The following is a 14,237-nucleotide window of genomic DNA, read 5'->3' as shown; positions in this document are numbered from 1 at the left end:
AGCGAACCAAAGACGATACTCTTCGCCGTGGCGCTATTTGCGCAAACTTTGAGACCTTAGGCTCAAAGTTTAGTCAAAGAGATTGATGAAGTCAAGCTCTGACGGCGCCGCCACCTAAGAAGAGTATCAAAAAGAAAAATAGAATATAAAATTTAAGGAGAAAAACACATGTCTAAAATTATCGGTATTGACTTAGGTACAACAAACTCAGCAGTTGCGGTTCTTGAAGGAACTGAAAGCAAAATCATCGCAAACCCAGAAGGAAACCGTACAACTCCATCTGTAGTATCATTCAAAAATGGTGAAATCATCGTTGGTGACGCTGCAAAACGTCAAGCAGTCACAAACCCAGATACTGTTATCTCTATCAAATCTAAGATGGGAACTTCTGAAAAAGTTTCTGCAAACGGTAAAGAATACACTCCGCAAGAAATTTCAGCTATGATCCTTCAATACTTGAAAGGCTATGCTGAAGATTATCTTGGTGAAAAAGTAACCAAAGCGGTTATCACAGTTCCAGCTTACTTCAACGACGCCCAACGTCAAGCAACAAAAGACGCTGGTAAAATCGCTGGTCTTGAAGTAGAACGTATCGTCAACGAACCAACTGCGGCGGCTCTTGCTTACGGTTTGGACAAGACTGACAAAGAAGAAAAAATCTTGGTATTCGACCTTGGTGGTGGTACATTTGACGTCTCTATCCTTGAATTGGGTGACGGTGTCTTCGATGTATTGGCAACTGCAGGGGACAACAAACTCGGTGGTGACGACTTTGACCAAAAGATTATCGACCACTTGGTAGCAGAATTCAAGAAAGAAAACGGTATTGACTTGTCTACTGATAAGATGGCAATGCAACGTTTGAAGGATGCAGCTGAAAAAGCTAAGAAAGACCTTTCAGGTGTAACTTCAACTCAAATCAGCTTGCCGTTCATCACTGCGGGTGAGGCTGGACCTCTTCACTTGGAAATGACTTTGACTCGTGCGAAATTTGACGATTTGACTCGTGACCTTGTAGAACGTACAAAAGTTCCAGTTCGTCAAGCTCTTTCAGATGCAGGTTTGAGCTTGTCAGATATTGACGAAGTGATCCTTGTTGGTGGTTCAACTCGTATCCCAGCCGTTGTAGAAGCTGTTAAGGCTGAAACTGGTAAAGAACCAAACAAATCAGTGAACCCTGATGAAGTAGTGGCTATGGGTGCTGCCATCCAAGGTGGTGTCATCACTGGTGATGTCAAAGACGTTGTCCTTCTTGACGTAACGCCGTTGTCACTTGGTATCGAAACAATGGGTGGCGTCTTCACAAAACTTATCGATCGCAACACAACGATTCCAACTTCTAAATCACAAGTCTTCTCAACTGCAGCAGACAACCAACCAGCAGTTGATATCCACGTTCTTCAAGGTGAACGCCCAATGGCAGCAGATAACAAGACTCTTGGACGTTTCCAATTGACAGACATCCCAGCTGCTCCTCGTGGAATTCCTCAAATCGAAGTAACATTTGACATCGACAAGAACGGTATCGTGTCTGTTAAGGCGAAAGACCTTGGAACTCAAAAAGAACAAACAATTGTCATCCAATCTAACTCAGGTTTGACTGATGAAGAAATCGACCGCATGATGAAAGATGCAGAAGCTAACGCTGAAGCAGATAAGAAACGTAAGGAAGAAGTTGACCTTCGTAACGAAGTTGACCAAGCTATCTTTGCGACTGAAAAGACTATCAAGGAAACTGAAGGCAAAGGCTTCGATGCAGAACGTGATGCTACCCAAGCTGCCCTTGATGACCTTAAGAAAGCTCAAGAAGACAATAACTTGGACGACATGAAAGCAAAACTCGAAGCTCTCAACGAAAAAGCGCAAGCTTTGGCAGTGAAACTCTACGAACAAGCCGCAGCAGCCCAACAAGCTCAAGCACAAGCAGGAGCAGAAGGCGCACAAGCAACAGGAAATGCAGGCGATGACGTCGTAGACGGAGAGTTTACTGAAAAGTAAGATGCAAAGCCCGTTAAAACCTCACAGTGAAAATAGGAAATCTGACGCAGAAACTTTAGTTTCTAGAAAGATTTATCTTTTTCACAAAGAGGTTAGGGCGTGCTCGATTCAGCATTACTAGCTTGATTTTTAAAACTCGAACGTCGTAATGATAAGAAGAAATCCAGAGGTTGCAACCCAGCCTCTGTTTTTCGGTAAAAATAGATTATGTGATATTATGAAAAAAGTTAAACTTCTTTTAAAAAATCATTGGAAAATCCTTCTTTTTGAATTAGTTTTCATAGTGCTATACGTTGGTTTTTCTATTTGTATTGATAGGTATCTAATACAAAATGTTACGATATTGTCTATAATATTTTCAGCTGAATTTTTTGTAGCAATGATAGTTGGTGTTGCTGCAGTGTATTCTTGGATCTATCATAAGAAAGTATCGGATTTAGAGATTACAGATGCAAAATATAACAGCGATTTACACTTATTACAAAATATAGATGAACTTTTAGAGGTATATAGAAATAAAGGTGAGGAACGAGCAATTGGTGATGAATTACAAATTTTTCTAGAAGGTTTGGAGGAAACATATAAAAATAAAGATATGTCAGAGCCAAGAAATAAATTTTTAGATATCTATTATCGTTTTCTAAGTGATAAAACTAGTCCAGACCAAGATAATCTGGATATAAAAACAAAAATTTCTAGAGAGCTAGGAGTTAATAAAAAGAATATTCGATATAGTAAAAATTATGAAAATGACGCTAAGAGAGATAATCTAAAATGGACTACTTGGTTCACCCTTTCGGAAAATACCATTGACGATTTGGAAGTTGATGATAATCAAATTTTTATAACTAATGTTGATGGTAAAGATATCATATTCCAAATTCGAGGTAAGGATTTAAAAGATATGATTTCAGAAGGGAAAATTCGTAAACGTCTACGTGCAGGAAAAACTGTTTATGACTTTTTCTTTGGACAAGATTTTAAAGAAAATTTTGTTGAAGGAAAGCGTAAGATTGATTTAGGAAAATATAATATTGAAATTTTATCAGATAGCAAGGTATTAAATAATGAATAATACAGAATTTTATGATCGTTTAGGTGTCTCTAAGAATGCTTCTCAGGATGAGATCAAGAGAGCCTATCGGAAATTATCTAAAAAATACCACCCAGATATTAATAAAGAGCCTGGGGCGGAAGATAAATATAAGGAAGTCCAGGAGGCTTATGAAACCTTGAGCGATGAGCAAAAGCGGGCAGCCTATGACCAATATGGCGCAGCGGGCGCCAATGGTGGCTTTGGTGGTGCAGGCGGCTTCGGTGGCTTTGATGGCTCTGGTTTTGGTGGCTTCGAAGACATCTTCTCTAGCTTCTTTGGCGGTGGCGCTACTCGTAATCCAAACGCTCCACGCCAAGGGGATGATCTCCAGTATCGGGTAAATCTCCGCTTTGAAGAGGCTATTTTCGGTACAGAAAAAGAAGTGAAATACAATCGTGAGGCGAGTTGCCATACTTGTCACGGTTCAGGTGCCAAGCCAGGAACTAGCCCAGTAACTTGTGGCCGCTGTCATGGTTCTGGTGTCATCAACGTTGACACACAGACACCGCTCGGCATGATGCGTCGACAAGTGACTTGTGATGTCTGTCACGGTCGCGGACAAGAAATCAAAAGTCCATGCGAAACCTGCCATGGAACAGGACATGAAAAGCAAGCTCATAGCGTTCATGTAAAAATTCCAGCTGGTGTAGAAACAGGTCAACGAGTTCGCTTGGCAGGTCAAGGTGAGGCAGGCTTTAATGGCGGTCCTTATGGAGACTTGTATGTAGTGGTGAACGTTGAACCAAGCGATAAATTTGAGCGTGACGGTTCTACCATTTACTACAAGCTCAACCTCAACTTTGTGCAAGCAGCTCTGGGCGACAGTGTGGAAATCCCAACTGTGCATGGAAATGTTGAATTGACAATTCCAGAGGGAACCCAGACTGGCAAACGTTTCCGTCTGCGTGGTAAGGGAGCACCAAATCTGCGCGATGGAAGTGTAGGTGATCAATATGTCACTGTCAATGTCGTAACGCCGACAGGCCTCAATGACCTTCAAAAGGCGGCTCTTAAGGATTTTGCGGCGGCTGGAGACATCACAGTGAGCCCTAAGAAGAAAGGCTTCTTTGATAAGATGAAAGATGTCTTTGAAGGGGAATAATGAAGGAAAAAGCAGAGTTACTATTCTGCTCTTTCGTTAGGAGCAAGAAATGACAGAATTTCAAGACTTTATCGAGCAAGTTTTTAAGGAGCAATATGAGGCTTCTTTTGGGTCGGCTAGGCTTGAAGAACTTGAGCCCAAGGATTATTATCTGACGAGAGAGGAAGAAGAGCACTTAATCGCCTTGCTCCATGCCCAGCAGGTGTTGGAAAACATCCATATCAAGGCCTTAGTGGTAGATAAGGAACATCAGAAAAAGGGCTTGGGAGCCAGTCTACTGGCAGAATTAGAAGAAAAGGCCGAGAAAATGGGAGTCAGCAGCATCACCTTGTCCACCAAATCTTATCAGGCCAAGGATTTTTACATCAAGCAAGGCTATGAAATCTACGCCAGTCTGGAAGATGTACCTCAAAAAGGTGTGACCAAATATCATTTCATCAAGCGACTGGGCTGAATTGTTTTTAGAAATAGAAGTCAAGTTGGCTTCTGTTTTTTAATATTCATTTGCATACATTCAGTATGTATGTTAAAATAAAATTTAAGAAAAGGAGAACAAATGATTACTAGTTTATATACAGTTTTAATGAGTGAAGATGTCCATCAATCAGCACAATTCTTTATTGATTTTTTCCAATTTCAGGAAACCTTTCGTTCAGATTGGTATATTAGTTTAAAGAATGTCGAGAGTGGTTTTGAGCTTGCTTTTATTGATAGCAAGCATGGGACAGTGCCACAAGCCTACCAGTCTAATGCGAGTGGCCTAATCATCAATATTGAAGTTGACAATGTAGATTGTCTTTATGAAAAATTGCATCAGCAAGAAGAAATGGAGTTCCTTCTTCCCATTAAGAGTGAAGATTTTGGTCAGCGCCATTTCATTGTGAAAGCGCCGGGTTCTGTTTTGGTTGATGTCATTCAAGTTATTCCACCTAGTGCTGAGTTTGCGGCAAATTATTTGGAGAGTGAAGATGAATAAAAAGCAGCAGGCTTCTCTAGAGACAAGCAAGAAAATATTAGCTATCGCTCGGAAACATTTTTCTTTAAAGGGTTATGCAGAAACTTCCTTGGAAGAAATTGTAGATGAGTTGGGAATGACAAGAGGCGCACTTTATCATCATTTCGGGAATAAGAAAACTTTATTTACCGCCGTACTAGCACAAATTCAGTCCGAACTGGGGTCTTATGTAGAAAAAAGTGCCTTGGAAGCACAGGATTCTTGGGAGCAGTTGGTGGAAGGCTGTGTTGCTTTTGTTCGTTTTGCGACCTTGACCGAAAATAAACGTATTCTCCTGCTTGATGGTCCCACTGTCGTTGAGTGGAAAGAGTGGCGTCGTCAGGACGAGGCTAATTCTTTCTTTCATTTGAGAGAGCAATTAGACATTTTAGCTAAAGAAGGGGAACTTATCTCTATTGATCTGGATATGGCGGCTCATATGATTTCAGGTGCCTTGAATGAATTGTCTCTTTTTCTGGCTGAGAAAGAGGGAGGAGCAGAAGTCAGAGAAGCAGTGAGAAGTCTGTTAAGGGGATTTAAAAATCATGGCGAAAAAGATTAAAGATTATTATGATTTGGTTTATGCGGAGGATTTGAGCCGTCGCCTGCAAGAAGTCACAGATAAATCTGATGCTCAGCATTTTATGTCTCTAGTTGAAAGCGAATTAGAGGCTTTGGAATTTGCTCAGCGTCAAGAGCTGCTGGCAAAGAGTATCAAAGAATGTTTGCCGCTTTCTTATGCTGATTCTCTGAAGGTTTTTGAGCAGATACTTGGTCCGGAGTTAGAGGGCAGCTTGGGGATGTTCTCAGAGGGTTACTGGTTGTGGCCGATTGGCAAATACGTAGAACTTTACGGAGGTCAGGAATTCGATTTGAGCGCCGCTTTCAGTAAGGAATTAACCAAGCGATTTACTGGAGAATTTTCTATGCGGCCCTTACTGGCTAATTTTCCTAAAGCTACGATGGATTTACTACTAGAGTGGAGTAAAGACGAGAATATGCGCGTCCGTAGATTAGCTAGCGAGTGTATGCGTATCCGATTGCCTTGGGCTAAGAAGCAGACTGTGGTCTTAAATCATTTTGATGAATTTAGCGCTATTTTAAGGAATCTAAAGGATGATGCGGATAAATCAATCCAAAAAAGCGTCGCGAATAATCTGAATGATTTATATAAAGAAGCTCCTGAAAAGTTTGAGTGTATTATTCAAGCTTGGCAGGAGGAAGAATTGAGTCCGAGCTGCGCTTGGATTATCAAGCATGCTTCTCGAACAAAAATAAAGCAGAAAAATAAGCTTTGCTAGNCTAGCAAAGCTTATTTTTTAGTTGTCTTCGTCTGGTGTAAGCACCATCGGAATGATAATCGGTTCGCGCTCGGTGCTTTCGTAGAGGAAAGGACGCAAGGCGTTGACGATAGCGCCGCTGACAGATTGGACGCTGGCGTCTTTATTCTTGAGTGCAATGCGAATGGCATTGAAGAGGATGCGCTGGCTTTGGCGAATGAGATCACCTGATTCGCGCATGTAGATAAAGCCACGGCTGAGAATATCTGGCCCGGCTAAGATCATCTGGGACTCGAAGTCAACCGTCGCGACAGCCAGAACCACACCGTCCTCTGACAGGTCTTTACGGTCGCGCAGGACTGCAGCTCCGATTTCACCAATACGGTTCCCATCAACATAAATATCCTGAGCGTTGAAGCTGCCAGCAATACGAGCTGAGTCAGCTGTCAGAGCCAGCACATCACCATTGCTCATGATGAAGATATTTTCTTTTGGTACTCCAGTATCAACGGCTAGACCTGCATGGACTTTTTGCATACGGTATTCACCATGGACTGGCATGAAATATTTAGGCTTGATCAAGCGGAGCATGAGTTTCTGCTCTTGTTGGCCACCGTGTCCAGAGGTGTGGATGTTGTTGATTTTACCGTGAATGACTTCTACACCAGCCTCGGAAATGATGTTAATCAGCTTGTTAACACTGGTCGTATTACCAGGGATAGGACTGGATGAGAAGATAACTGTATCTCCTGGCTGCAGCTGAACTTGGCGGTGGGTACCATTGGCAATCCGAGACAGGGCTGCCATCGGCTCACCCTGACTTCCGGTACACATAATCAGCACTTCGCCAGCTGGATAGTCCTTGAGTTCATTTGGCTCGATGAAGGTATCTTTGGGAACCTTGATATAGCCCAGCTCAATCCCGTTGACAATAGCCTTTTCCATAGAGCGGCCAAAGACCGCAATCTTACGTCCAGTCTTGACAGCAGCCTCAGCAGCTTGCTGGAGGCGGAAGATGTTTGAAGCAAAGGAAGCGAAAATAATCCGTCCATGAATGCCTTCGATGATCTTCATGATAGACTGTCCGACCACTTTTTCGGAATTGGTAAAGGTCGGAACTTCAGCATTGGTCGAGTCAGATAGGAGACAGAGCACACCTTCCTCGCCCAGAGCAGCCATACGGTGCAGGTCGGCCGGCTCACCGACTGGTGTAAAGTCAAATTTGAAGTCACCGGTACAGACAATCTTACCTTGCGGCGTATGGATGACAATTCCCAAGGGCTCTGGAATAGAGTGGGTTGTGCGGAAGAAGGTCGCCTTCAGATTTTTAAAGGTCAGTTCTGTATTTTGATTGATTTCATAGAGCTTAGCGTCACGCAAAAGTCCATGCTCTTCTAGCTTGCCGCGAATGAGGGCCAGGGCCAGAGGGCCAGCATAGATAGGAACATTGGCTTGCTTGAGCAGGAAAGGAATGCCGCCGATATGGTCCTCGTGCCCGTGGGTGATGAGGACAGCTTTTACGCGGTCGATATTTTCTACAATATAAGAGTAGTCGGGGATAACATAGTCGATACCCAAGAGGTCGTCTTCGGGAAATTTAATCCCAGCATCGACAATGATAATCTCATCTTGATACTCAATTCCGTAGGTGTTTTTACCGATTTCGCCCAGACCGCCGATGGCGAAAACACCAACTTCTTCTTTCTTTAAGTTATATGCCATAGGTTACAACTCCGTCAATTCGAAGGCGCCTGACTCTTTTTCGTATTCCAAATGTTTGTCAGACAAGAGTTCGATAAATTCAATATTGTAAGGAGTCTTTTCTTCGACCAATTTGCGGGCTTTGATGCGGCCTTCTAATTCATCGGATGCTTCGACATCTAAGTAAAGTGCACGTGTTTGTTCACGGCGTGGGCTGCGTTCTTTTGTTTCTTGATAAAAAACTTTGTAAATCATTTTATTTCCTTCCATTTTTCACGATCAAGCTACAGAAAACGACAGCTAATCAGCTGTTTTCTTTTATTCAGTTTTATGAGTAGTAGATTGACCTTGATTCGATATAATTCTAACCAATTATATCATAAAACCAGCTTTTAGTAAAAGACATAGCCGAGAAAATCTTGTTGAGATTTTCAGAAAAGCTTTTGAGGACAATCTGGGTCATCAAATGACTGCCTCTCTCTACCCTTGTCGCTTCTTTTGTAGTATAATAAGAAGCAAACACTCGAGTAAGGAAGAAAATGATGAACATTTTAGCGATGGATACGTCAAATAAGGCTCTGTCTCTAGCGATTTTAGAGAATGAGGAGCTCTTGGGGCAGGTGACGCTCAATATCAAGAAAAATCATAGCATTACCCTTATGCCGGCTATCGATTTTCTGATGAAAAGTCTTGATATGAAGCCAATGGATTTGGATCGTATCGTAGTTGCTCAGGGTCCAGGCAGCTACACAGGTCTGAGAATTGCGGTGGCGACAGCTAAGACTCTGGCGCATACCCTCAAGATTGAACTGGTCGGTGTGTCTAGTCTGCTGGCTTTAGTCCCAGAGCAGGCGGAAGGCTTGGTCATTCCTGTCATGGATGCCCGCCGCAATAATGTCTATGCTGGTTTTTACCAGTCTGGTCAGGCTGTACGGCCGGAAGCTCACCTGCCTTTGGCAGAGGTGTTGGAAATGGCTGGCGCTGCTAACCAATCAGTCACTTTTGTCGGAGAGACAGCAGCTTTTGTGGAGCAGATTGAAGCGGCTATTCCTCAGGCTGCTATTCAGCCGACCTTACCAGATGCGGCAGCTATTGGTCGTCTCGGTTTAGATCTGCCCGCCCAGTCTATTCATGATTTTGTCCCTAACTACCTCAAGCGGGTAGAGGCCGAGGAAAATTGGCTCAAGAACCACCAAGAATCCAGCGATTCTTACATTCAGCGCCTATGATTAAGTTGAGAAAATGGAGCGACAGCTCGGATGTGGACATGGCAGTTTTGGCAGAAGAGCTGGAGCAGTTCTTGCTTGCAGTCTATGAGGTCAGCCCTTGGACAGCGGATCAAGTAGCAGAGGTTCTGCGCTCGAATGTGAACAGCTGTGCGCTAGCAGAAGATGAAAGTAAGCTGGTCGGCTTTTTAGTCTGGCAGGAGACAGACTTTGAAGCAGAAGTACTGCAGATTGCTGTATTGCCTAGCTATCAGGGGCGAAAAATCGCGACATCCTTGTTTGACTTTTTGCCAGCAGACAAAGAAATTTTCCTCGAAGTGAGGGAGTCCAACATGCCAGCTCTGCTATTTTACAAAAAAGAAAAATTTGAAGAAATCGCGCGGCGGAAGGCCTACTACCATGCGCCGGTGGAAGATGCGATTGTCATGAAAAGAGAGATCCATGAAAGATAGATATATTTTAGCTTTTGAGACGTCTTGTGACGAGACCAGTGTGGCGGTTCTGAAAAATGAAACCGAGCTTTTGAGTAATGTCATTGCCAGCCAGATTGAGAGCCACAAGCGTTTTGGCGGAGTGGTACCAGAAGTGGCCAGCCGTCACCATGTGGAGGTCATTACGGTTTGCATTGAGGAGGCCTTGGCAGAAGCAGGGATTAGTGAGGAGCAAGTCACAGCAGTAGCCGTCACCTACGGTCCTGGTCTGGTTGGGGCGCTTCTGGTCGGCTTGGCAGCGGCCAAGTCTTTTGCTTGGGCTCATGATATTCCCTTGATTCCGGTCAATCATATGGCCGGGCACCTGATGGCAGCCCAGAGTGTGGAGCCCTTGGAATTTCCCTTGCTGGCTCTCTTGGTCAGTGGCGGCCATACCGAGCTGGTCTATGTTAGTCAGGCTGGTGACTATAAGATTGTGGGGGAAACTCGCGATGATGCGGTCGGTGAAGCCTATGATAAGGTCGGTCGAGTCATGGGCCTGACCTATCCAGCAGGCCGGGAGATTGATCAGCTGGCTCATGAGGGACAGGATATTTATGATTTTCCGCGGGCTATGATCAAGGAAGACAATCTGGAATTTTCTTTTTCTGGTCTCAAGTCGGCCTTTATCAACCTGCACCACAATGCCCAACAAAAAGGACAGGTCTTGTCTAATCAAGACTTGTCAGCAAGCTTTCAGGCGGCGGTCATGGATATTCTCATGGCCAAAACTAAGAAAGCACTGGAAAAATATCCAGTCAAGACCCTAGTCGTGGCGGGCGGTGTTGCGGCCAATCAAGGCCTGAGAGAACGCTTGGCAGCTGAGATTCAGGATGTCAAGGTGATTATTCCGCCACTGCGCCTCTGCGGTGACAATGCTGGTATGATTGCCTATGCCAGTGTCAGTGAGTGGAATAAGGAAAATTTTGCCGGTTTGGACCTCAATGCGAAGCCAAGTCTGGCTTTTGAAACCATGGAGTAAAGGAGAAGAATGCGCGGACAGACATTTAAACAAGGGGCACAAGCGGCAGTGCCAACAGCTCTGGGCTATATTGGGATTGGCCTAGCCTGCGGCATCATGGCAGCGCCTTATATGAATCCCTTGGAGATGGGGTTGATGAGTATTCTGGTTTATGCCGGCAGTGCCCAGTTTGCCATGATTGGTTTATTTGCTCAGCAGGCGCCTGTATTGGCCATCGCACTGACTGTTTTTCTTATTAATATCCGGCATCTTTTGCTCTGTCTGCATGCCTCAACTCTTTTTCGTAAGTCTAGCTTGATGCAGAATATTGTCATTGGCTCTTTTTTGACGGATGAATCTTATGGAGTCTTGATGGGAGAGCAGGTGTATACAGAAGAGATTGCTGCTAGCTGGATGATGGGTAACAATTTCATGAGTTATGCTTCTTGGATTTTAGGTACTGTTTTAGGAACTGCCCTCGGCGCCCTTCTGCCCAATCCTGAGAGCTTTGGCCTGGACTTTGCCCTAGTAGCTATGTTTATTGGCATTTTCTCCTCTCAGTTTACAATCATGCTGCGAAGGGTTAAGATAAAGAAGCTCTTTTTGGTCTTGGGTGTGGTGGGCCTTGCCTACTTGGTCCTGACCATGCTGCTTCAAAATTCGCTGGCGGTACTTTTTGCAACCTTGCTAGGCTGTATGGTGGGGGTGATCTTGGATGATAAGTAAGTATATTTTGCTGGCCATTCTTTTGTCAGCCCTGGTCACTTGGATTCCGCGGGTTTTGCCCTTTATCCTAGTCAAGTACAAGGGGCTTCCGCCTATGGTGGAGCGTTTCCTCAAATATCTGCCAGTTTCCATCATCTTTGCCCTCATCCTGTCCAGTGTCACCAATGCTAAAACAGGTCAGCTGCCGAGTTTTAAATGGCTAGATTTAATAGCCGTTTTTCCGACTAGCTATGTAGCTTTTAAGTATAAGAACTTGATTGCAACTGTTGTATTTGGTGTAGTCTTGGTGGCCTTGCTGCGATATCTGGCTGGATTTCTTGGGCTGTAAAGAGATACAAGACAGATTGAATCAGTCGATTCGGTCTGTTTTTTTGTCAAATTCTAAGAATTGTCTGAAAATATAATATTTTATGCTATAATGGAAGCAATAAAAATCATGGAGGTTCGGAAATGGCAGAAGCAGGTCATAAATTTTTAGCAAAATTAGGAAAGAAACGCCTTCGTCCCGGTGGTAAGCTGGCGACGGACTGGCTGATTGAGCAGGGGCAGTTTTCCAGCGATAAGAAAGTTCTGGAAGTCGCCTGCAATATGGGGACCACAACAATTGAGCTGGCTAAAAGATATGGCTGCCAGATTACTGCAGTTGATTTGGATAAGGCTGCGCTGGCTCAGGCTAAGCTTAATGGAGACAAGGCTGGTGTTGGTGAGCTCGTCACATTTGAGCTTGCAAATGCCATGAAGCTGCCTTATGATGACAATTCTTTTGATATCGTTATCAATGAAGCCATGCTGACCATGCAGACAGAAAAGGGAAAAGCTAAATGTATGGATGAGTACTACCGGGTGCTGAAGCCAGGCGGAGTGCTCCTCACCCACGACGTCATGCTCAAGCAAAAAGATGAGAATGTCCGAGAAGAGCTATCTCGTGCGATTAATGTCAATGTGGGGCCTCTAACCGAGGGATCTTGGATTCAGCTAGCACGTTCTCACGATTTTGACCGTGTGGACACCTTTGTTGGCGAAATGACCTTGATGAGCCTTCGAGGGATGATATATGACGAAGGGCTGGGTGGCACACTGAAAATCTGCTTCAATGCCCTTAAAAAAGAGAACTACGGCCAATTTATGAAGATGTTTAAGATGTTCCAAAAGAATCAAGAAAAACTGGGCTTTATTGCTATGGTTTCTCGCAAATAAATACTAGCTACTTTGGAAAATTTAAAGTGATTTAAAAAATTTCATAAAAAGCTTGACTCTGCCCTAAGGTCAGGGCTTATACTATAAGGGCAAGGAGGTTTTTTATGTATCATATCAAAGAAGCTGCGCAGCTTTCGGGTGTCTCTGTCAAAACCCTGCACCATTATGATAAAATTGGTCTTTTGGTCCCTGCCAAATCAGAAAATGGCTATCGAACATACAGCCAAGCTGATTTAGAGCGGCTGCAGGTCATCCTTTACTATAAGTATCTGGGTTTTTCTTTGGAGAAAATAGCAGAGCTGCTGAGTCAGGACGATCAGGCCTTATTGCCGCATCTGGTGAGGCAGTTAGAGTATTTGCAGCAGGAAAGAGACCGCTTGGATACCTTGATTTCTACCTTGCGAAAAACTATCCAAGAAGAAAAAGGAGAAAGAAAGATGACAATGAAAGAAAAATTCGCAGGTTTTGCCTACGAAGACAATCAAAAATACCACCAAAAAGCTGTCGAAGAATACGGTCAAGAAGTCATGTCGGAAGCACTGACTCGTCAAAATGGACGGGAAGAAGAATCTGCCGCAGCCTTCAATCAAGTTTTTCAAAGTCTGGCAGAAAATATGCAGCAAGGCTTGCCAGTTGAAGCGGCAGAAAATCAAGAGCAGGCAGCGCGTCTCTTGCAAGCCATCCGTACTTATGGCTTTGACTGCTCTATTGAAGTCTTCGGTCATATCGGTAAAGGCTATGTCTATAACCCAGAGTTTAAGGAAAATATCGACAAATTTGGTCCAGGCACAGCTCAGTACACATCAGATGTCATTGCAGCTTACGTTCGGACAAATGCAGAATAAATGAGAGTGGGACAGAAATCGGTAATTCGTTAGAATTCGATTTCGTCGTCCCACCTCCGCACAGTTGAGTAGGGCTGTAAAAGCTGATGAAATCAGCGTAGTAGAGCCCACTCAACCACTGCGTCCTGCTCGACAATCCAAAGACAATTGAGAGGCTAGGACTTTTGTCCCAGCCTCATTTTTTACTTCAAATCATAAAGCCAGTCGTCGCCGTCTTTATAGTAAAAGAATTCACTTAACTCGTCTTCTAAAAAAACACGCAGCATGTCTGACATATCCTCAGTTGCAAGTTTCAGATGAGAGAGATTTTCCAAATCTTCCCACCAAACCTTTCCTTCATCTGAGGATTGCAGCACGCCGGAATAGTGCTTTGTCTTGTAGAGCAGGACGACATAACGGTAATCCTTATCATCATACCAATCCTTGATGCCACAAAGTTGGGGTTTGGATATGGTCAGTCCAGTTTCTTCTTTGACTTCTCTGATAACTGCCTCGGTAAAAGATTCCCCGCGTTCTACATGCCCACCGGGAAAGGTAATACCGGGCCAGTCGGGACTAACTCGGTCTTGGACCAGAACTTTTTCTCCGTCATAAATCATACACATGTTGACGAATTCGACTGTTTCGCATCTGTTCATCTT

At 43.9% G+C, this 14,237-nt stretch carries 17 protein-coding genes; 14 read left to right on the top strand and 3 right to left on the bottom strand.

Annotation, left to right across the window (positions count from 1 at the left end):
- Positions 1-168 precede the first annotated feature (168 nt).
- The 7 genes from dnaK to D8872_RS04330 all read left to right on the top strand — a co-directional run bounded on the left by dnaK (position 169) and on the right by D8872_RS04330 (position 6,491).
- Positions 169-1,998 carry a molecular chaperone DnaK gene (gene dnaK, locus D8872_RS04360; protein WP_125390090.1) on the top strand — a complete coding sequence of 610 codons (1,830 nt, stop codon included), beginning with the start codon at positions 169-171 and terminating at the stop codon, positions 1,996-1,998.
- Positions 1,999-2,215: 217 nt separating this feature from the next.
- Positions 2,216-3,073: a hypothetical protein gene (locus D8872_RS04355; protein ID WP_185761387.1), complete on the top strand. Its 858-nt coding sequence runs from the start codon at positions 2,216-2,218 to the stop codon at positions 3,071-3,073.
- Complete coding sequence (gene dnaJ / locus D8872_RS04350) at positions 3,066-4,196, top strand: molecular chaperone DnaJ (RefSeq protein WP_125390088.1); 1,131 nt, start codon at positions 3,066-3,068, stop codon at positions 4,194-4,196. The genes D8872_RS04355 and dnaJ overlap by 8 nt, the downstream gene beginning before the upstream one ends.
- A 49-nt stretch (positions 4,197-4,245) precedes the next feature.
- On the top strand, positions 4,246-4,650 hold the full coding sequence (locus tag D8872_RS04345) for a GNAT family N-acetyltransferase (protein ID WP_125390087.1): 405 nt from the start codon (positions 4,246-4,248) through the stop codon (positions 4,648-4,650).
- Positions 4,651-4,752: 102 nt separating this feature from the next.
- Positions 4,753-5,172, top strand: a complete 420-nt coding sequence (locus tag D8872_RS04340) for a VOC family protein (protein WP_125390086.1) — start codon at positions 4,753-4,755, stop codon at positions 5,170-5,172.
- Entirely contained in the window at positions 5,165-5,752 is a 588-nt protein-coding gene (locus tag D8872_RS04335; RefSeq protein WP_125390085.1) for a TetR/AcrR family transcriptional regulator, read from the top strand. The genes D8872_RS04340 and D8872_RS04335 overlap by 8 nt, the downstream gene beginning before the upstream one ends.
- A complete protein-coding gene (locus D8872_RS04330; RefSeq protein WP_125390084.1) occupies positions 5,736-6,491 on the top strand; it encodes a DNA alkylation repair protein in 756 nt (251 codons plus the stop codon). The genes D8872_RS04335 and D8872_RS04330 overlap by 17 nt, the downstream gene beginning before the upstream one ends.
- A gap of 18 nt (positions 6,492-6,509) precedes the next feature.
- On the opposite strand, the gene rnjA is transcribed toward D8872_RS04330, so the two are convergent.
- Positions 6,510-8,192, bottom strand: a complete 1,683-nt coding sequence (gene rnjA, locus D8872_RS04325) for a ribonuclease J1 (RefSeq protein WP_125390083.1) — start codon at positions 8,190-8,192, stop codon at positions 6,510-6,512.
- A 3-nt stretch (positions 8,193-8,195) separates the two neighbouring features.
- Positions 8,196-8,426 (bottom strand): DNA-directed RNA polymerase subunit epsilon, encoded by a 231-nt coding sequence (gene rpoY, locus D8872_RS04320; RefSeq protein WP_125390082.1) that lies wholly within the window; start codon positions 8,424-8,426, stop codon positions 8,196-8,198.
- Between the two features lie 287 nt (positions 8,427-8,713).
- On the opposite strand from rpoY, the gene tsaB reads away from it, so the two are divergent.
- The 7 genes from tsaB (at position 8,714) to D8872_RS04285 (ending at position 13,596) form a co-directional block, all read left to right on the top strand.
- The gene (gene tsaB / locus D8872_RS04315; protein ID WP_125390160.1) at positions 8,714-9,400 is read left to right on the top strand and encodes a tRNA (adenosine(37)-N6)-threonylcarbamoyltransferase complex dimerization subunit type 1 TsaB; all 687 of its coding nucleotides are present in this window, start codon (positions 8,714-8,716) and stop codon (positions 9,398-9,400) included.
- Positions 9,397-9,849, top strand: a complete 453-nt coding sequence (rimI, locus tag D8872_RS04310; RefSeq protein WP_125390081.1) for a ribosomal protein S18-alanine N-acetyltransferase — start codon at positions 9,397-9,399, stop codon at positions 9,847-9,849. Before tsaB ends, rimI begins: the two co-directional genes overlap by 4 nt.
- A complete protein-coding gene (tsaD, locus tag D8872_RS04305) occupies positions 9,839-10,849 on the top strand; it encodes a tRNA (adenosine(37)-N6)-threonylcarbamoyltransferase complex transferase subunit TsaD (protein WP_125390080.1) in 1,011 nt (336 codons plus the stop codon). The genes rimI and tsaD overlap by 11 nt, the downstream gene beginning before the upstream one ends.
- Positions 10,850-10,858: 9 nt before the next feature.
- Positions 10,859-11,554: an AzlC family ABC transporter permease gene (locus D8872_RS04300; protein WP_125390079.1), complete on the top strand. Its 696-nt coding sequence runs from the start codon at positions 10,859-10,861 to the stop codon at positions 11,552-11,554.
- Positions 11,544-11,882 carry a branched-chain amino acid transport AzlD family protein gene (locus D8872_RS04295; protein ID WP_125390078.1) on the top strand — a complete coding sequence of 113 codons (339 nt, stop codon included), beginning with the start codon at positions 11,544-11,546 and terminating at the stop codon, positions 11,880-11,882. Before D8872_RS04300 ends, D8872_RS04295 begins: the two co-directional genes overlap by 11 nt.
- Positions 11,883-12,004: 122 nt before the next feature.
- On the top strand, positions 12,005-12,751 hold the full coding sequence (locus tag D8872_RS04290; protein ID WP_125390077.1) for a class I SAM-dependent methyltransferase: 747 nt from the start codon (positions 12,005-12,007) through the stop codon (positions 12,749-12,751).
- A gap of 104 nt (positions 12,752-12,855) precedes the next feature.
- Entirely contained in the window at positions 12,856-13,596 is a 741-nt protein-coding gene (locus D8872_RS04285; RefSeq protein WP_125390076.1) for a MerR family transcriptional regulator, read from the top strand.
- A 182-nt stretch (positions 13,597-13,778) separates the two neighbouring features.
- Here D8872_RS04285 and D8872_RS04275 read toward each other — a convergent pair whose 3' ends face one another.
- The gene (locus D8872_RS04275) at positions 13,779-14,234 is read right to left on the bottom strand and encodes an 8-oxo-dGTP diphosphatase (RefSeq protein ID WP_125390075.1); all 456 of its coding nucleotides are present in this window, start codon (positions 14,232-14,234) and stop codon (positions 13,779-13,781) included.
- Between the last annotated feature and the right edge of the window lie 3 nt (positions 14,235-14,237).

It is taken from the genome of Streptococcus cristatus (assembly GCF_003943815.1).
Taxonomy (GTDB): Bacteria; Bacillota; Bacilli; order Lactobacillales; family Streptococcaceae; genus Streptococcus; species Streptococcus cristatus_F.
This window is presented reverse-complemented; position numbering and strand designations above follow the sequence as displayed.